The organism is Kitasatospora sp. NPDC051984 (assembly GCF_044593455.1).
GTDB lineage: Bacteria > Actinomycetota > Actinomycetes > Streptomycetales > Streptomycetaceae > Kitasatospora.
In genome coordinates this window covers 92,422-108,005 of the sequence record NZ_JBIUCB010000010.1, presented here as the reverse complement: position 1 = coordinate 108,005, position 15,584 = coordinate 92,422, and the positions used below count along the sequence as shown (strand labels likewise).

The window sequence follows — 15,584 nt, the reverse complement described above, 5'->3', positions numbered from 1 at the left end:
CAAAGGTGACCGTTATGCGGGGTTGCGCCGGATACTGGTGGTATGCGCCTGAATGCGGAGAACCCCGAATACCCCGAGGACGTCGACGAGCCGACCCCGACCGTGCTGGATGCGGGGGACGCGGAGCGGGAGGCGGTGGAGCCGGAGGTGGATGACCTGGAGGTGTTGCGGCGGCAGCGTGAGCTGGGGGCGGCACCGGCGGCCGAGGGGGACGCGGTGGAGCAGGTCCGGGAGGTCGCGGTGGGGGACGAGGACCACCGGGGCGAGTGACCGGAGCGGGTCAGATCGCCCGGCGGCGCTTCAGCCAGGTGAACGCCGCCCAGCCCGGCAGGACCGGCAGGATGAAAGTGAGCAGCCGGTACAGCATCACCGCGGCGAACGCGGTGCCGTAATCGAGGCCCGCGGTCGCCTTGAGCATGCCTGCGGTCAGACCCTCCACGCCGCCCACGCCGCCCGGCGTCGGCACCACGTTGCCGGCCGCGTTGCCGGCCAGGAAGCTCACCGCGACGGCGTTGAACCCGGGGTGCTGGCCGACCGCACGGGTGCAGCAGTACAGACAGGCCACGAAGCACATCGACACCAGCAGCTGGCCGGCCACGCCGGTGGCGAGCCTGCCGGGCCGCTGGGCCAGGTCGAGCAGGCGCGGCAGTACCTCGGCGCGCAGCGGCCGCAGCAGGGTCTGGGCGCGCCGCCGCAGCGACGGCACTGCGGCGATCGACACCGCGACGACCGCGGCGGCCAACCCGGCCAGCCACACCACCCAGCCGCCGGTCAGGGCCGAGGAGTCGTCGCCGGACGTGGTGTCCACGCCGACCAGGGCGCTGAACACGGCGAGCTGCATCATGTGCAGCACCAGGCCGAACAGCTGGCTGACGCCGATGCTGGACATCGCCTGCGCGGTGGGGATGTTCGCGCACTGCAGGTAGCGGGTGTTCAGGGCGAGGCCGCCCACACCGCCCGGGGCGGCCACCTTGACGAAGGCGCCGGCGACCTGGGCGGCCAGCGTGGAGCGGAACGACAGTTTCTCGGGGACGAAACCGCTGAACGCGAAGGTCGCGACGGGGTAGCTGGCCGCGGCCCAGAGCACCGCGCCGGCCAGCCACAGCGGGTCGGAGTCGGCGACCAGCGTGACCGGGTTGACGTTGGTGTTGAACAGGAAGTTCAGCAGCGCGTACCCGACCGCGACCCCGGCGACGATGCTGAGCAGCGTGCGCGGGCGCACCCGCTCCAGCCGGACGGGTTCGGTGGCGGCCTGCGGCATCTGCCGCTGCACCTCGGCGCGCAGTTCGCCGGCCAGCTGCTTGTGCTGGGCGAGCGCGGCGCGGGTGTCGCGGGCCAGGGCGATCGGCTGCAACAGCGGCAGCGCGGCGCCGACCGGGCCCCGGCCGAGCACGTCGATCGCGGCCCGCACCGCCCGTTCCGGCCCCGCGTGCACGGCGAGGACGGCGAGCATGCCGGCCACGTCCAGGCGCAGCAGCAGGTCACTGGCCGCGATCTCGCCGCGGGCCAGGCCGACCAGGTGGACCCGGCCCTCGGCGTCCAGCAGGACGGTCTGCGGGGAGATCGAGCGGTGCGCGATCCGGCGGCGCTGCAGCAGCGCCAACTGCTGCCAGGCGTCGCGCAGTTCCGCGTCGGTGGGGGTGATCTCGGGCTCGGCGGCCGGTTCTGCACCGGCAGCGGCCGGGGTGCACTCGGTGAACAGTTCGGCGAACGGCCGGGCGTCGATCCGCCGGTAGGCGACCAGCGCGGCGTCCGGGCCCAGCTCGACGGCGGCGACGGGCGTGCGGGTGCGCACGCCCGCGGCGGCCGCGGCGTGACCGAGCAGGGTCTGGTGCTCGAGCCCGGCGCGCAGCGGGCGCAGGCCGAGCGGGCGGGGCGCGGTGCGCAGGCGCAGCGCCAGCCACAGGTGGCCGAGCAGTCCGCTGGCCTGGACGTGCCGGTCGAGCAGATGGACGTCCAGGTCGGGGCGGCCGTCGTGCTGGGTGACCAGGTAGCGGCTCGGGCCGAGCGCGAGCACCGCGTCGGGGCGAACGCCGCAGGCGGTCAGCGCGGCGGCGATCTGGTCCTCGGTGGGCGTGCCGACCGGCTCGCCGACGGCGTACCGGGTGGCGTGCGCGGTGGTCCAGCCGAGCAGCAGCGACAGCACCAGCGACAGCGGGGTGGCGTACCCGGTGATCAGCCCGGACAGGCCGGACAGCGTCAGGGTGACGGCCAGCGCGCTGCGCCAGCGGCGCATGCCGGTGGTGCCGATCGCGGTCATGAACGCCAGCACCGGCGCGAGGTGCCCGTACACCGGGTCGGTGCGGCCGTCGCCGCCGGACAGCGGGTGGGTGAGCGTGGTGAGGTCGCCGGCCAGCAGGTCCAGGAGAAGCGAGAGGCCGTACGCGACGACGGCGGCGAGGACACCGTCCGCGACCCGGCGGCCGTCGGCGTGCAGCAGCCGGTCGACGGCGTAGCCCAGCGGCACCAGCAGCAGGGCGCCGCCGCACAGCGCGGCCGCGAGCTTGACCGGCGGCCAGGGCATCTGGTCGGTGACGCGCGAGACGTCGGTGTCCAGACCGAGCGCGGAGGAGCGGGCGTAGCCCGCCAGCAGCAACACCAGGGCGATCCAGCACAACCCGGAGACCAGGCGGATCAGGGCGGCCGGGTGCCGGACCCGGTCCGTCTGGCCGCCGCGCGGGGCGGATTGTGCGGTGCGCTGTTCCTGGGATTCGTCGGCTTGTATCACCGTGGCCACGGGGCATGGTCCCATATCGCGGGGGGCCTGAGCTGGCCTTTCGGTAAAGGGAGTTCAAGGCGTCGCGAGGGATACGGGCCGATAATGGGCATATCGGGCTGACGAAGCCGATGAAGGGAGGCCGGCGATGACCAAGCAACCGACCGACGGGATGATCAGGCTCCGCGAGGGCAGCCATCAGGTGCTTCAGGACCGCACCATGGAGGCCGACCCGGCACCTCTCGCGCCGCAACTGCACACCGACACCACGCGCGCCGCCGAGACGGCTGGTTACCCGGGCGACGCCGTGTTCAGCCACGGCGGACGCCGGACACCCGCCACGGCGGGCCCGGCCGACGGGCCCGCCGCACACACCGAACTGCCCGGACACCGGCACCGCGGCGCGGAACGGCACTCCGAACACTGAGCCGTCCGGCGCGGGACCTCGATGCACGCGCCTCGGAGGGGGTGGGAGAGTGGGGCCGCACGCCCCCACCCCCGCCGAAGGAGTGACATGGCCGACGCCCCCGAGTTCGCCTCCCGTGAGGACTGGCTCGCCTCCCTGCCCCGCGTGTACGCCGCCGCGGGCTGCCTGATCACCGACCCCGACGGACGGGTCCTGATCGTCAAGGCCGGCTACCGGGACGCCTGGCAGTTCGTCGGTGGCACCGTCGACCTCGGCGAGAACGCGCAGCAGTGCGCCACCCGCGAACTCCACGAGGAGACCGGGCTGCACCGCGAGGCGGGCGACCTGCTGGCCGTCGCCTGGACCCACCCCAGCGGCGAACTCGGCCACCCCGCCTGCCACTTCCTCTTCGACCTGGGCGTCTTCCCGGCGGACACCCCCATCGCGCTGCCGGCCGGCGAGTTGGACGCGTACCGGTGGGCGACCGTCCCCGAGGCGATGGCCCTGCTCGGGCCGGCGAGGGCGCTCCGCTTGGAGGCGGGGCTGGCTGCGAGGGCGGATGGGCGGACGCGGGTGGTGACGGCGCCGAACTCGGGGTTCTGAGCGGGTCTGGACGGTCGCGAGCGCGTGCAAGTCATTGTTCGGCGTCACGATCTTGCGGTTGGGTCCTTCCGCTTCGCGCAGTTCTCCCCCAGCCCTAGGGGGCTGGGAGGTGCCCCCACGCGCCCCTGGGTTCACGCTTGCCAGACGTAGGCCGCCGAGACCGGCTGGCCGCGGTGGCGGGACCACTTGGGCTTGAGGGCGATCCAGTCGTCGCCGACGGTCTGTTCGCGCATTTCGGCGAGGTGCCAGCCGGCGGCGAGGCCGGCGGTGAGGTGGTCGCTGACCAGGTGGACGTGGGTGGTGATGGCGACGGGGCCGTCGGGGCCGTCGTAGTGGGTGGGCATGCCGGCGGACATGATGAAGGCGGGGTGGAGGCCGACCAGGACGAACAGGCCGCCGGGCCGGACCAGGCGGTGGGCCTCGCGGTAGAGGGGGGTGAGGTCGGCGAGGTGTTCGTCGACCAGGGAGCAGGCCGCCAGGTCGTACGCGGCGGTGGGCAGTCCGGTGGCGGCGAGGTCGGCCTCGGTGAGGGTGCGGTGGGCGCCGCGTTCGCGGGCGCGGGCGAGCATCTCGGGGGTGAGGTCGACGCCGTCGATCGCGCCGACGCCGCGGTCGCGCAGCCAGGCGCCGGTGCGGCCGGTGCCGCAGCCGAGGTCGACGGCGGTGCGGGCGCCGGACCAGGCGGGGACGGCGAGTCGGGCCAGGACGTCGAGGTCCATCGCATCCTGCACGGTCTGTTCGTAGCTGTCGACCCAGCCGGCGTAGCCGGTGCGGACGTCGACGGTCGGGTAGCCGCGGGTGTCGAAAACGGAGAAGTCCACCATGCGGCGCAGTATGGTTCGCGCCCGCCGTGGGGCGCGAACCATTTGATGGGGTGTCAGTTGGCGGAGAGCAGGCGGGTTCGGAGCGCGGCGACGTCGGCGGCGGGCAGCCACTGCGCGGCGTCGAATTCGGTGAGCACCGCGTGCAGGGCGCCTTCGGCGGTGGTGCCGGCGTCGGCGAGGACGCGGGCGATGTCGGCCTCTTCGCAGGGGCGGTCGAGGAGGGTCCACAGCGGCCGCAGGTTCGCGGCGGACAGCAGGTAGTCCTCGGCGATCGCGGCGGGTTCGACGCCGGCGAGGGCGAGCAGGACGAGCGCGGCCAGGCCGGTGCGGTCGCGGCCGGCGCCGCAGTGCACGACGATGCCGCCCTCCCGGGCGTGGGCGACGGCGGTGACGAGTTGGGCGACGGCGTCCCGGCAGTGGTCGAGGTAGGGGCGGAAGGACAGTGGGGTGCCGTCGAGGGCGCCGAAGCGGGCCCACCAGTCGGGGCCGGCCAGTGCGTCGAGCGGGACGCGGACCAGGTCGACGGTGTCGGGGGTGGGCAGCAGCGGCCGGTACTCGACGGGGTTGCGCAGGTCGATGACGGTGCGCACGCCGTAGTCGAGCAGGGCGCTGCGGCCCTCGGCGGTGAGCCGGTCGAGGTTGTCCGCGCGGACGATCGCGCCGGTGCGGGTGAGCCGGCCGTCGCGTGTGGGCAGGCCGCCCAGGTCGCGGACGTTCAGGCAGCCGTCCCAGTCGAGTCGGCGCTGCTCGTGCGACAGTGTCGGCGCGGACGTCGTGGCGGTCCCCGTCATGTGCTTCCCCCCGGAGGTGTTTCTGTGCCGGCGCGTGCCGGTACTGAGAAGGACTCAGTCCGCTTCGCCGTGGTTCCCGGCCGGGAACTCCCACAGCGGGCGGCCGAGGGTGTCGAGCGCCCGGACCAGCCGGAACCGCCGGTCGCGGACGGACAGGAAGCCGCGGGCGGCGCCGGCCAGGACCTGCCGGGCGGCCGGGTCATGGCGGCTCCACGCGCCGTGCAACTCGAGGACGTGGCCGGTGAGTTCGGCGCGCTGGATGCGGGCGACGCCGGCGATCGCGAGGGCGTTGTTGACGCCGTCGAGGGCGGCCGGCAGCAGGTAGGGCCCGCGGTCGTCGGGGCGCAGCCGGCGGCGCAGTTCGGGCAGCGCGTAGCCGCGGACGGCGGCCACCGAGTCCTCGACGGCGACCAGCCAGCGCGGGCCGGGCGCGACCTCCCACCAGACCTCGCCGCCGACCGGCATCACCTCGCCGATCGGGGCGCGCCAACGCTCAAGCCCCGTAGGGGTGTTGGCGCAGGGGCGGATGCTCCGCCGGTCCCAGGCGGCCTTGTCGGTGACGGAGAGGTTGACGGTGTAGCGCACCCGCCCGTCCGCGTGCACCGCCTGCACGCCGAGCACCGCCCACCGGTCGCGGTCCGGCAGCGAGAACGAGTGGCGCCAGCCCTGGAGGCCCAGGGCGCGCAGGGCGGGCGCGAAGTGCTCGCGGATTCCCGTCGTGTACAGCTCCTGGGCGGTGCTCATGGCGTCTCCCGGTTCGATGGCTCGTGCAGCGGAGCGGGCGGGCGGCCGCCGGGCTCCGGATCGGGACGGAATGTCCCTATTTGCACCGTATGGCGGGGGAGTGGGGCGAATCCGCGGGCGAACGACAGCAGCCGGCGGGACGAAGGTCGGCCCGGGCCGGGTCCTTGGTCCCGAAGCTGACGGCCCGTCGGCCTGCACCGCGCGCACACCCGGCGGCACCCGGCCCCACACCGGGCAGCCACCGCTCCGTCACCGCCCGTGCCACGCCCCGCGGCTGGGCCGGGCACCCGGATGGCGCATCATGTGGCGGGTGCACAGTGCTGAACACCACGGGGCGGGCGACGGCGACCGGCGCGGCCGTCCGGACGCGCCGGACCGCCCGGCCGGCCGGCGGGCGGATCTCGCCGCCGCCGTCCTGGCCGCCCAGGACGGCGACGAGGAGGCGTTCCGGGTCCTGTTCCGGGCCGTCCAGCCCGGGCTGCTGCGCTACCTGCGGGTACTGGTCGGCGGCAAGGCCGAGGACGCCGAGGACATCGCCTCCGAGGCGTGGCTGCAGATCGCCCGTGACCTGCCGGGTTTCCGGGGCGACGCGGACGGCTTCCGCGGCTGGGCCGCGACCATCGCCCGCAACCGCGCCATGGACCACCTGCGCCGGGTGCGCCGCCGGCCGGTCGCCGACCTGCCGGTGGAGTACCTGGCCGAACTGGCCGCCGTCGAGGACACCGCGGGCCAGGCGATGACCACCGTCGCCACCTCCGACGCGCTCGCGCTGATCGCCTCGCTGCCGCCCGACCAGGCCGAGGCGGTGCTGCTGCGGGTGGTGCTCGGGCTGGACGCGGAGAGCGCCGCGAAGGTGCTGGGCAAACGGGCCGGCAGCGTCCGGATGGCCGCGCACCGGGGGCTGCGGCGGCTCGCCAAGACGCTTGACCAGACCGGGGGAGCGGTCGCCGGGCTGCCCCGTCGGGGGGCCGGGAAAAAAATCTCCGCGCAGGGTGTGACACCGGCGCAGGTGCCGACGCTGAGGGATATGAGATGAGCACCAACCGATCCCGCCGGATCGATCGCGCCGCCGCGGAGCAGCTGCTCCGCGGCACGACGGTCGACCCGGAGGCCGGTCAGGACCCCTCCGCCGGGCAGCAGCCCGCGCCAGGACGGCCCGAGCTCGCCGCACTGCTCGCCGCCGCCGCGGCGACCGGGCCGGCGGACGACGGTCCGCTGCCCGGCGAAGAGGGGGCCATGGCCGCGTTCCGGCAGGCTCGTCGCCAGCCGGCCCCCAGTCAGCACCGGAGACGAAAGATGGCGGACACCGCGCTCGCGCGGGCCCTCAGCGCGAAGGCCATGGCCGTCGCGCTGGGCGTGACCGCCGTCGGCGGAGTCGCCGTCGCCGCCGGGACGGGCCGGCTGCCCGAGGTCCTGGGCGGTCCCGCCCCGGCCCCGCCGGCCGCCGCCGCGCCCGCGTCGTCCCCGAACGCGCCGGACGGATCGCCGACCGGCACCCCGAGCCGCACCGCCAAGCCGTCCAACGCCGCCACCCGCCCGGGCGGCGCGTCCGACCGGCCGTCCGGCCCGGCGTCCGCCGACCCCGGGCAGGCGCCCGACCTGGCCACCCTGTGCCGGGGCTTCACGACGCGGGTCTCGTCCGGCGCCAAGCCGAAGGAGGCCGCCGCCGACCCGGCGCTGGCCGAGCTGCTGCGCGCGGCCGGCGCCGCGGAGAAGGTGACCGGGTACTGCGCGCAGCTCGCCGCCCACGGCGGCGACCGGAACGACGGCGACCGCACCGGCAGCGGCCAGACCGGCAACGGGCAGAACGGCCAGACCGGTAACGGCCAGAACGGCGACGGCCGCGGCCGTCCGTCGGCCGGCCCGTCCGGGTCCGCGTCGGCCCCCTGGTCGGGGCGGCCCGGTCGCGGCGGCAACCAGCAGTCCAGGGGCGGGGGCGACGACCAGGACTGACACCGACTCCGGACGGCCGGCGGATTCCCCTGTGTCCGCCGGCCGCCCGGACCGCACTCCGGACGGGCGACATGGCTCCCCCGGGCCCCGCCCGTCCGGAAACCCCTCCGGTCGGCCCATGGACTCCCCCGGGTCCGCGGCCGTCCGGAACCGCTCCGGACGGACGGCTGAACTCCCCCGGGTCCACCGTCCGTCCGGGGCTCACCCCGGCGTCCCGCCCGAAACCTCTGGAGTCCCCGGTGACCGACCTGACGCACCGCCAGGCGAGCTGGCGATGAGCTTCCCGCGTACCTCGCCCCGCGCCGAGCGCGCGGCCCGGCTGGCCGTGCACGGCTCGCCGCGGACCGCCCGCGCCCTGCTCACCGCCGCGCTGGCCGCCCTGATCGCCGCCCTGCTGGTCCAGCGCCCCTGACCGACCCGGGCGGGCCGTAGCCGGACCGGTACAGCGCCCGCGGCACGACGCGGGCGGGTGCCCGCTATGGTTCACGGGAGCCCGACCGAGGTGAGGGGAGTATCCGATGATCGGACGCGCGCTGAACGGGCGCTACGAGCTCGGCGAGATACTCGGCGTCGGCGGGATGGCCACCGTCTACCGGGCCCTGGACCACCAGTTGGGCCGCCCGGTCGCGGTGAAGGTGCTCAACGGCGGGCTCGCCGACGACCCCCGGTTCGCCGAGCGGTTCGCCCGCGAGGCCCGGCTGGCCGCGCTGCTGTCGCACCCGCGGATCGTCACGGTCTTCGACTCCGGCCTCGACCAGGGCTCCCCGTACCTGGTGATGGAGCTGGTGCACGGCGACACCCTGGGCAAGCTGATCGCCGACCTGGGCACCCTGCCGGTGGAGCGCGCCGTCGGCATCGCCGCCGCCGTGCTGGACGGGCTGGCCGCCGCGCACGCCCAGGGCCTGGTGCACCGCGACATCAAGCCCGGCAACATCATGATCACCCACGACGGCGGGGTGAAGGTGGTGGACTTCGGCATCGCCCGGGTCGGCTCCTCCTCCGGCCAGCAGCTCACCCAGGCCGCCTCGGTGGTGGGCACCGCCGCCTACCTCTCGCCGGAGCAGGCCACCGCCGGTGAGGTCGACGCCCGTGCCGACCTGTACGCCGTCGGCTGCGTGCTGTTCGAAATGCTCACCGGCGCACCGCCGTTCACCGCCGACACCCCCGTCGCGATCGCCTTCAAGCACGTCACCGAGTACCCGGTGCCGGTCACCGCCGTCCGCCCCGACGTGCCGCCGGCGCTGGACGCCGCGATCCTGCGGCTGCTCGCCAAGCACGCCGCCGAACGCCCCGCCGACGCGAACGCGGCCGCCGCCGAGCTGCTCGCCGCCGTCCCGGCCACTCCCGCCGACCGCACCGCCGAACTGCTCGGCGCCGCCACCCAGGTGCTGCCGCCCGTCCCCGGGGCCGTGCCGCCGCCCCCGCAGCACCGGCCGTGGACCGAGCAGCACCGCACCTCGGTGCTCCCGCCGATGCCGATGCCGATGTCCGCCCGCCGGGAGGAGGAGCCGCCGCCGCCCCGGCGCGGCCGCAACCCGCTGGTGTACGCGGGCGTCGGCGCCGCCGTGTTCGCCTGCGTGGCCGGCATCGCCGCGTTCTCGCTCAGCGGCGGCGACTCCACCCCGGCGGCCCAGCCCGCCACTTCCGCTTCGCCGCCCGCCGCGAGCAGCAGCGCCCCCGTGGCCTCCCCGTCCACGAGCGCCTCGGCCAAGCCGTCCGCGAGCGCCAAGCCGTCCACCAGTGCCAAGCCCACCGTGGCCTCCCAGATCGCCCAGCTGCGCGCCGACATCGCCCAGGCCGCCTTCGCCCGCGAACGCGACCGCCAGGACACCCTGACGAACCTCCTCGACCAGGCCACCCAGGCCGTGGGCGACCACCGCCCCGACGACGCCGAGAGCACCCTCAAGGACGCCCAGCGCGTGCTGCGCGACCTCGGGAAGCACAAGGCCGTCGACAACTCCACGCTGAACGGATGGAACAACCGCCTGAACGCGCTGATCTCCGCCGTGCACTCGCAGGCCTCCCGGGACGAGCAGTAGGCGGAAGGCTCAGCCGTTGCGGGCCCGCTTGATGGCCTGGGTCTTCACCTGGCGGGACAGCGCCGTCACACCCGTGGTCAGGAACACCAGGGTGTACAGCAGTTGGAGCATCACCACGATCCTGGCCACCTGCCCGGACGGGTGGATGTCGCCGTAGCCGACGGTCGCCATGGTGATCACCGTGAAGTACAGCGCGTCGACCTTGGTGTCCAGGCCCACCAGCTCGCCCGGCTGCTTGGACATCCCCAGGTACGCCGCCGAGAACACCACCAGCGCTCCGGAGAGCAGCGTCAGGATCACCGGGGCGTGCCGCCCCGGCCGGCCCAGCATCTGCTGCCGCGCCTCGCGCAGCAGGCCGACCCCGAGCAGCGTGAGCAGGACTCCGAAGGTCAGCCAGCTGAACAGGGGGTGCTTCGGTCCGAACCGGTCCAGCGGCACCGCGAAGTAGGCCGTCAGCAGCAGTACCGGCCCGCCCAGCAGGGCGAGATAGATCCGGGCCAGCGCCTTCATGCCGGCGCGGCCTTCCCGTCGCCGTCGCCGTCACCGGGGTGGTTGGCGGCTTCGTCGGCCGGGGTGTCGAGGAACTCCAGCACCGCCAGCCCGGCCAGCAGTACCACCGCGATCCAGAGCACCACCGCCGCTGTCGGGTAGCCCCAGGTGAGCAGCACGATCGCGGCCACCGCGACGGCGCCCCAGCCCAGCCAGGCCTTCCGCCGGTGCACGAACCGGCCGACCGGGCCGAGCCGCATCCCGATGCCCTCGGCGGCCCGCCGGACGGCGCCCAGGCCGGCCTGCCACAGCTGCCGCACCCAGCCGGCCCGCCGGCCGGAGCCGGTCAGCCAGGCCGCCAGCGCGATCACGATGCCCAGCGCCAGCAGCATCCGGACGGCGGCCCGCAGGTAGCGCACCAGGGTGTCGTAGACCGCCATCGCGGCGGCCTGGTCGACGTCGGCGGGCAGCTTGTCGAGGTACAGCGCCCGGAACACGGTCAGTCCGATGCCGAGCAGTACCGCCGCGAAGGCCATGCCGAGCGCCGCCCCGACGGTGGCCCGGCGGTGGTGCACCGCCAGCAGGATGCCGCCGACGGCGCACAGCACCGCCAGCACCGGCACCCAGAGCCCGGCCACGTCGAGCAGCCGCAGCCCGGTCTGGGCCTTCTTCACGGCGTCCGACTGCACCAGGACGAAGTCGGTGTGCGTCTCGGGGATCTTCGCCGCCAGCCCCACCCCGTTCGCCACCAGCCGGTCCTTGACCTGGGTGATCACCGGCGCCAGGTCGAGGGTGACGGTGTCGCCCTTGACCTGTACGGCGCCGCCGCCCTGCCCGGTCAGCACTTTGGTGAACGTGGCGTGCGCGTTGCGCAGGATGTTCTCCCAGATGCCGGCGAACGCGTCCGACTGGACGACGTTCAGCACCTGGTCGTGGACGAACCCGGTCAGCCCGTCGGTCAGTGCCGGCCCGATCCTGCCCAGTGCGGCGTTCAGGGCCGGCCGGTCGGGGGGCGCCACCTCGTTCAGCAGGTCGGAGATCGGCAGCTGCTGCATGATCGCGGTCGTCGCCCGGTTGGCGACCGCGCCCTGCACGGCCGGGTCGGACGCCAGCGGGGCCAGCGTGGCCACGAACCGGTTGGTGTCGGTGACCTGCGCCCGGCTCCAGGAGGCGACCACCGCCAATGGGGTGAGCAGCGCGGCCAGCACGATCAGCACGACGGCGAAGAACGACCGGACCCGGTGCCGGTGGGGCTTCTCCTGCGACTCCAGGGAGGCGACCCTGGCGCGCAGGGCGGCGACTTCGTTCTCGTCCGGGGACTCGGCCGTCATCAGTGTGCTCCCAGGTGATCCGCCGTCAGGTGAATACCAGGAGATACCCGAACAAAACCGCCAGCCACTCGGAGTGCGCCGACATGCCGGAACCCCCGGACCGCCGAGGGGCGGTGCGGGGGCTCCGGAAGACCTTGTGGCGTCGGCCCGGGGGGCCGGCGGGCGTCAGGCCGTGGTCGACTTGGGCGTCTCGGTGGCCTTGGTGACGACGGTCGGCTCGACGGCCTGGCGGGGCGCTTCGGCCTGCGAGGCGGCGGTGCCGTTCTGCGCCTCGGCGGCGGGGGCGTCGTCCTCGCGCAGGGCCTTCGTCTCGGCCTTCAGGATGCGCATCGACTTGCCGAGGCCGCGGGCCATCTCGGGCAGCTTCTTCGAGCCGAACAGCAGGACCAGCACCACCACCATGATGGCGATGTGCCAGGGCTCAAGACCGTTACGGAACATCCCTGACCACCGGTCCTTTCGTGGAAGTTCTCGCTGTGACGTCTGGGCCGGACGGAACGCCCGACTCGGCCAGTATGCCTGGCGTTATCGGCGAACGTATACACCCGCTGGCAAACAGCGGCCGAAATGCAGGTGATACGGGTCATGTGGTCTGTACCACCTGGGAGTTCCTCGCGGCGGGCTGCCCGACGGGGCGCAGGTGGCGCATCAGCAGGTGGGCGGCGAGGGCGGCGCCGAGCATCACCAGGACTCCGACCACCGCGGCGACGTGCATTCCGGCGGTGAAGGCGTCGCGGGCGGTGGCGAGAAGTCGGTCGGCGGCGTCGGCGGGCAGCCGGGCGGCGGTGGTGACGGCCCCGCCGAGGGTGTCGCGGGCGGCGTCGGGGGCGGAGCCGTCCATCCGGGCCCGGTAGATCGCGGCGCCGGCCGCGCCGAGCACCGCGATGCCGAGCGAGCTGCCGAGTTCCTGGGCGGTCTCGGAGGTGGCCCCGGCGGCGCCGGCCCGTTCGGCGGGGGCGGCGGAGAGCACCATTTCGCCGGTGATGCTGACGGTGCCGACCGCGCCGGCGGCGATGATCCCGGCGGCGACCAGCGGCAGGGCCAGCGAGGAGCCAGGGACGACGAAGGCCATCGCGGCGAAGCCGACGGCGCTGGCCAGGAAGCCGCTGGTGAGCAGGATCGCGGGCCGCACCCTGCCGGCCAGGGCGCCGAAGCCGCCGACCGCCGCGCCGACCCCGACGCTGGGCAGCAGCGCCCACAGCGAGGCGGCGAGCGGGCCGTAGCCCTTGACCAGTTGCAGGTACTGGGAGGTGAAGAGGCAGAAGCCCATCATGGCGAACATCGCGATGGTGTTGACGGTGATCGCCCCGCTGTAGGTGCGGATCCGGAACAGCGAGAGGTCGAGCAGCGGGTTCGCGGCGGTGCGCAGCCGCACGGCGAGGCCGGCGCCGATCAGCAGGCCGGCGACGAGGACGAGCACCGGGAGCGGGCTCCAGCCGTCCACCGCGAGGGTCTTGATGCCGTAGACGACCGGCAGCACCGTGCCGATGGACAGGGCGGCGCCGAGCAGGTCGAAGCGGCCCTCCTGCGGCGCGCGGTACTCGGGGAGCAGGAACGGCGCGGCGGCCATCACCAGCAGCATCACGGGGACGGCGATCAGGAAGGCCGAGCCCCACCAGTAGTGCTCCAGCAGCAGCCCGCCGACCACCGGCCCGAGGGTGGCGCCGGCCATCATCACGCCGCTCCAGGCGCCGATCGCGGCCTGCCGCTGCTTGGCGTCCGGGAACATGTTGCGCACCAGGGCCAGGGTGGAGGGCCCGAAGACCGCTCCGGCGATGCCCAGCAGGGCCCGGGCGGCGATCAGCTGGTTCGCCCCGTCCGCCCAGGCGGCCACCAGCGAGGCGGCGGCGAAGGCGGCGGTGCCGCCGATCAGCAGTTTGCGCCGGCCGATCCGGTCTCCCAGGGCGCCCATCGGGATCAGCAGCCCGGCCAGCAGGAACGAGTACATGTCCATGATCCACAGCTGCTGGGTGCCGCTGGGCCGCAGGTCGGTGGCGATGAACGGGACGGCGAAGAACAGCACGCCCATGTCCATGGCGAGGACGAGGGTCGGCAGCAGGAGGAGGGCGAGGCCCAGCCATTCGCGTCGGCCGGCGCGGCCGTGGTCGGAGGTCATGCCGAGGACTGTACGGACGTCTTGCACGGCTGTCTAGTACAAGCGTCTAAATCGAATGTGCCAGACGTTCGAGCAAGACAACCGTCTTGGACTGCCGTAGCATCGGCGCATGGGAAATCGCGAGGACCTGCTGGCCAGCGCCAAGCACTGCCTGTACGAGAAGGGCTACGGGCGCACCACCGCCCGGGACATCGCCACCGGGGCGGGCGTCAGCCTCGCCGCGATCGGCTACCACTACGGCTCCAAGGACGCGCTGCTGATCCAGGCGCTGGTGGAGGCGATGGGGGAGTGGGGCAGCGCCATCGGCTCCGCACTGGCCTCCTCGGCGGACATCGCCGACCCGAAGGAGCGGTTCGTCCGCTCCTGGGACGCGATGCGGGACAGCTTCGCCACCCACCGGGGCCTGTGGACGGTGCAGTTCGAGATCCTCGGGCAGCTGGAGAACCTGCCGAAGCTGCGCGAGCAGCTGGCCGAGGCGCAGAAGCTGGGCCGGCTCGGCCTGGCCGCGCTGTTCCAGGGGAAGGCCGAGCACGAGGACACCCCGGACGAGCTCGCCAAGGGCGTGTTCTACCAGTCGCTGCTGCTCGGCCAGGCCGCGCACTGGCTGATCGACCCGGACGGGGTGCCCGGCGGCGAGGACTACCTGCGGGCGATGGCGCTGGTGTCCGGCGAGGTGCTCGGCCGGCCCTGAGGCGGCGTCAGGCGGTGACGGCGGTGAGCAGCACCACCGCGTCGGTGTGGGCGAGCAGGCCGTGCCGCTCCTGCGGGACGGAGTGCAGCTCGCCCGCCGACGCGTCCTGCTGCCGGCCGGCCACGGTCAGCGCGACCCGGCCGCGCAGCACCTGGAGGCTGGCGGCGACCGGGGCGTTGTGCTCGTCCAGCGAGGCCCCGGCACGCAGCGCGATCACCGTCTGCCGCAGGACGCCGTCGTGCAGCAGCAGGTGGGCGCTGCGGCCGTGCGGGCTGGTGGCGGCCTTGGCGGCGTGCTCCTCGGCCAGCGCGTTCAGGTCGATCCGGGCCGGCTGCTCGGTCATCGCGTTCTCCTCCTTCGGCCCCCGGGGCCGACCCTAGGCAGGGTTGGCGGGCGGCGCGCGCTGGGCCACGCGCAGGGGGCAACGCGGGGCCCGTTCGGCGTGCGGGGCCCGGGAGGCGGCCCGATGGTGGTGCTATGGCGACCAATCAGAAATTCATCGACGGTTTTCAGGTGAACCGCGGCATGCTCACTGTCGGCGTGGCCCTCACGGGCATCGGCGCCCTCGTAGGACTGACCGGCACGGTCCTGGTCTGCGTGACCCTGGCGAACGCGGGCCGGGGCTGGATCCAGCAGCTGGAGACCCATCCGGCCGCGCTCGCGCAGCGCACCCTGCACCAGGCGAAGGCCGCGTCGGCGGCCGGACTGGAGGCCTGGCGCTCCAGTGCGAACTGACCGCGGACGTGGGGGGGGGGGGGGGCCCCCCCGGGGGGCCGCCCCCCCCCCCCCCCGGGGGGGGGCGGCCCGCCCCCCCGCCCCCCCCCCCACCCCCCCCCCCCCCCCCCCCCCCCCGGGCGGGGCCACGACCCCCCAGCAAACAG

Annotated in this window: 18 protein-coding genes; 9 read left to right on the top strand and 9 right to left on the bottom strand. The window is 74.6% G+C overall.

The features are described from left to right. Nucleotides 1–42 precede the first annotated feature (42 nt). Nucleotides 43–270 carry a hypothetical protein gene (locus ACIHEI_RS21125; protein WP_387638959.1) on the top strand — a complete coding sequence of 76 codons (228 nt, stop codon included), beginning with the start codon at nucleotides 43–45 and terminating at the stop codon, nucleotides 268–270. Between the two features lie 10 nt (nucleotides 271–280). Here ACIHEI_RS21125 and ACIHEI_RS21120 read toward each other — a convergent pair whose 3' ends face one another. After that, on the bottom strand, nucleotides 281–2,737 hold the full coding sequence (locus ACIHEI_RS21120) for a YbhN family protein (RefSeq protein ID WP_396607675.1): 2,457 nt from the start codon (nucleotides 2,735–2,737) through the stop codon (nucleotides 281–283). A gap of 127 nt (nucleotides 2,738–2,864) precedes the next feature. On the opposite strand from ACIHEI_RS21120, the gene ACIHEI_RS21115 reads away from it, so the two are divergent. Both ACIHEI_RS21115 and ACIHEI_RS21110 read left to right on the top strand, forming a co-directional pair. Beyond that, nucleotides 2,865–3,143: a hypothetical protein gene (locus ACIHEI_RS21115; RefSeq protein WP_387638954.1), complete on the top strand. Its 279-nt coding sequence runs from the start codon at nucleotides 2,865–2,867 to the stop codon at nucleotides 3,141–3,143. Nucleotides 3,144–3,230: 87 nt separating this feature from the next. After that, nucleotides 3,231–3,725, top strand: a complete 495-nt coding sequence (locus tag ACIHEI_RS21110) for an NUDIX domain-containing protein (protein ID WP_387638951.1) — start codon at nucleotides 3,231–3,233, stop codon at nucleotides 3,723–3,725. Nucleotides 3,726–3,856: 131 nt separating this feature from the next. Here the strand turns inward: ACIHEI_RS21110 and ACIHEI_RS21105 are convergent, their stop codons facing one another. The 3 genes from ACIHEI_RS21105 to ACIHEI_RS21095 are packed head-to-tail and all read right to left on the bottom strand — an operon-like array spanning nucleotide 3,857 to nucleotide 6,084. Next, nucleotides 3,857–4,549: a class I SAM-dependent DNA methyltransferase gene (locus tag ACIHEI_RS21105; RefSeq protein WP_396607674.1), complete on the bottom strand. Its 693-nt coding sequence runs from the start codon at nucleotides 4,547–4,549 to the stop codon at nucleotides 3,857–3,859. Nucleotides 4,550–4,602: 53 nt separating this feature from the next. Next, entirely contained in the window at nucleotides 4,603–5,340 is a 738-nt protein-coding gene (locus ACIHEI_RS21100; protein WP_396607673.1) for a tyrosine-protein phosphatase, read from the bottom strand. A gap of 54 nt (nucleotides 5,341–5,394) precedes the next feature. Next, nucleotides 5,395–6,084 (bottom strand): hypothetical protein, encoded by a 690-nt coding sequence (locus tag ACIHEI_RS21095; protein ID WP_396607672.1) that lies wholly within the window; start codon nucleotides 6,082–6,084, stop codon nucleotides 5,395–5,397. A gap of 301 nt (nucleotides 6,085–6,385) precedes the next feature. Between ACIHEI_RS21095 and ACIHEI_RS21090 the strand changes: the two genes are divergently transcribed. From ACIHEI_RS21090 to ACIHEI_RS21075, 4 genes are all read left to right on the top strand, one after another. Further along, nucleotides 6,386–7,120, top strand: a complete 735-nt coding sequence (locus ACIHEI_RS21090) for an RNA polymerase sigma factor (RefSeq protein ID WP_396607671.1) — start codon at nucleotides 6,386–6,388, stop codon at nucleotides 7,118–7,120. Then, nucleotides 7,117–8,037, top strand: a complete 921-nt coding sequence (locus ACIHEI_RS21085; protein WP_396607670.1) for a hypothetical protein — start codon at nucleotides 7,117–7,119, stop codon at nucleotides 8,035–8,037. The genes ACIHEI_RS21090 and ACIHEI_RS21085 overlap by 4 nt, the downstream gene beginning before the upstream one ends. 274 nt (nucleotides 8,038–8,311) lie before the next feature. After that, on the top strand, nucleotides 8,312–8,449 hold the full coding sequence (locus ACIHEI_RS21080) for a hypothetical protein (RefSeq protein ID WP_387638937.1): 138 nt from the start codon (nucleotides 8,312–8,314) through the stop codon (nucleotides 8,447–8,449). A gap of 106 nt (nucleotides 8,450–8,555) precedes the next feature. Next, nucleotides 8,556–10,076, top strand: coding sequence for a protein kinase (locus tag ACIHEI_RS21075; protein ID WP_396607669.1), 1,521 nt, complete (start codon nucleotides 8,556–8,558; stop codon nucleotides 10,074–10,076). A gap of 9 nt (nucleotides 10,077–10,085) precedes the next feature. Here ACIHEI_RS21075 and ACIHEI_RS21070 read toward each other — a convergent pair whose 3' ends face one another. The 4 genes from ACIHEI_RS21070 to ACIHEI_RS21055 all read right to left on the bottom strand — a co-directional run bounded on the left by ACIHEI_RS21070 (nucleotide 10,086) and on the right by ACIHEI_RS21055 (nucleotide 14,012). Next, on the bottom strand, nucleotides 10,086–10,586 hold the full coding sequence (locus ACIHEI_RS21070) for a potassium channel family protein (RefSeq protein ID WP_396607668.1): 501 nt from the start codon (nucleotides 10,584–10,586) through the stop codon (nucleotides 10,086–10,088). Beyond that, nucleotides 10,583–11,896, bottom strand: coding sequence for a hypothetical protein (locus tag ACIHEI_RS21065; RefSeq protein ID WP_396607667.1), 1,314 nt, complete (start codon nucleotides 11,894–11,896; stop codon nucleotides 10,583–10,585). The genes ACIHEI_RS21070 and ACIHEI_RS21065 overlap by 4 nt, the downstream gene beginning before the upstream one ends. Nucleotides 11,897–12,061: 165 nt before the next feature. Continuing rightward, a complete protein-coding gene (tatA, locus tag ACIHEI_RS21060) occupies nucleotides 12,062–12,337 on the bottom strand; it encodes a Sec-independent protein translocase subunit TatA (RefSeq protein ID WP_387860935.1) in 276 nt (91 codons plus the stop codon). A gap of 142 nt (nucleotides 12,338–12,479) precedes the next feature. Beyond that, on the bottom strand, nucleotides 12,480–14,012 hold the full coding sequence (locus tag ACIHEI_RS21055; protein ID WP_396607666.1) for an MFS transporter: 1,533 nt from the start codon (nucleotides 14,010–14,012) through the stop codon (nucleotides 12,480–12,482). 109 nt (nucleotides 14,013–14,121) lie between these two features. Here ACIHEI_RS21055 and ACIHEI_RS21050 point away from each other — a divergent pair, with 109 nt between their 5' ends. Next, a complete protein-coding gene (locus ACIHEI_RS21050; protein ID WP_396607665.1) occupies nucleotides 14,122–14,703 on the top strand; it encodes a TetR/AcrR family transcriptional regulator in 582 nt (193 codons plus the stop codon). 7 nt (nucleotides 14,704–14,710) lie between these two features. Here ACIHEI_RS21050 and ACIHEI_RS21045 read toward each other — a convergent pair whose 3' ends face one another. After that, nucleotides 14,711–15,046, bottom strand: a complete 336-nt coding sequence (locus ACIHEI_RS21045; protein ID WP_387638917.1) for a cupin — start codon at nucleotides 15,044–15,046, stop codon at nucleotides 14,711–14,713. Nucleotides 15,047–15,180: 134 nt separating this feature from the next. Here ACIHEI_RS21045 and ACIHEI_RS21040 point away from each other — a divergent pair, with 134 nt between their 5' ends. Beyond that, nucleotides 15,181–15,438, top strand: a complete 258-nt coding sequence (locus tag ACIHEI_RS21040; protein ID WP_396607664.1) for a hypothetical protein — start codon at nucleotides 15,181–15,183, stop codon at nucleotides 15,436–15,438. The last annotated feature ends 146 nt before the right edge of the window (nucleotides 15,439–15,584 follow it).

What these genes read in the sequence shown, in the direction of transcription:
- ACIHEI_RS21125 (WP_387638959.1), top strand. Translation starts at nt 43, where the DNA reads ATGCGCCTGAATGCGGAGAACCCCGAATACCCCGAGGACGTCGACGAG.
- ACIHEI_RS21115 (WP_387638954.1), top strand. Translation starts at nt 2,865, where the DNA reads ATGACCAAGCAACCGACCGACGGGATGATCAGGCTCCGCGAGGGCAGC.
- ACIHEI_RS21110 (WP_387638951.1), top strand. Translation starts at nt 3,231, where the DNA reads ATGGCCGACGCCCCCGAGTTCGCCTCCCGTGAGGACTGGCTCGCCTCC.
- ACIHEI_RS21105 (WP_396607674.1), bottom strand. Translation starts at nt 4,549, where the DNA reads ATGGTGGACTTCTCCGTTTTCGACACCCGCGGCTACCCGACCGTCGAC.
- ACIHEI_RS21100 (WP_396607673.1), bottom strand. Translation starts at nt 5,340, where the DNA reads ATGACGGGGACCGCCACGACGTCCGCGCCGACACTGTCGCACGAGCAG.
- ACIHEI_RS21095 (WP_396607672.1), bottom strand. Translation starts at nt 6,084, where the DNA reads ATGAGCACCGCCCAGGAGCTGTACACGACGGGAATCCGCGAGCACTTC.
- ACIHEI_RS21090 (WP_396607671.1), top strand. Translation starts at nt 6,386, where the DNA reads ATGTGGCGGGTGCACAGTGCTGAACACCACGGGGCGGGCGACGGCGAC.
- ACIHEI_RS21085 (WP_396607670.1), top strand. Translation starts at nt 7,117, where the DNA reads ATGAGCACCAACCGATCCCGCCGGATCGATCGCGCCGCCGCGGAGCAG.
- ACIHEI_RS21080 (WP_387638937.1), top strand. Translation starts at nt 8,312, where the DNA reads ATGAGCTTCCCGCGTACCTCGCCCCGCGCCGAGCGCGCGGCCCGGCTG.
- ACIHEI_RS21075 (WP_396607669.1), top strand. Translation starts at nt 8,556, where the DNA reads ATGATCGGACGCGCGCTGAACGGGCGCTACGAGCTCGGCGAGATACTC.
- ACIHEI_RS21070 (WP_396607668.1), bottom strand. Translation starts at nt 10,586, where the DNA reads ATGAAGGCGCTGGCCCGGATCTATCTCGCCCTGCTGGGCGGGCCGGTA.
- ACIHEI_RS21065 (WP_396607667.1), bottom strand. Translation starts at nt 11,896, where the DNA reads ATGACGGCCGAGTCCCCGGACGAGAACGAAGTCGCCGCCCTGCGCGCC.
- tatA (WP_387860935.1), bottom strand. Translation starts at nt 12,337, where the DNA reads ATGTTCCGTAACGGTCTTGAGCCCTGGCACATCGCCATCATGGTGGTG.
- ACIHEI_RS21055 (WP_396607666.1), bottom strand. Translation starts at nt 14,012, where the DNA reads ATGACCTCCGACCACGGCCGCGCCGGCCGACGCGAATGGCTGGGCCTC.
- ACIHEI_RS21050 (WP_396607665.1), top strand. Translation starts at nt 14,122, where the DNA reads ATGGGAAATCGCGAGGACCTGCTGGCCAGCGCCAAGCACTGCCTGTAC.
- ACIHEI_RS21045 (WP_387638917.1), bottom strand. Translation starts at nt 15,046, where the DNA reads ATGACCGAGCAGCCGGCCCGGATCGACCTGAACGCGCTGGCCGAGGAG.
- ACIHEI_RS21040 (WP_396607664.1), top strand. Translation starts at nt 15,181, where the DNA reads ATGGCGACCAATCAGAAATTCATCGACGGTTTTCAGGTGAACCGCGGC.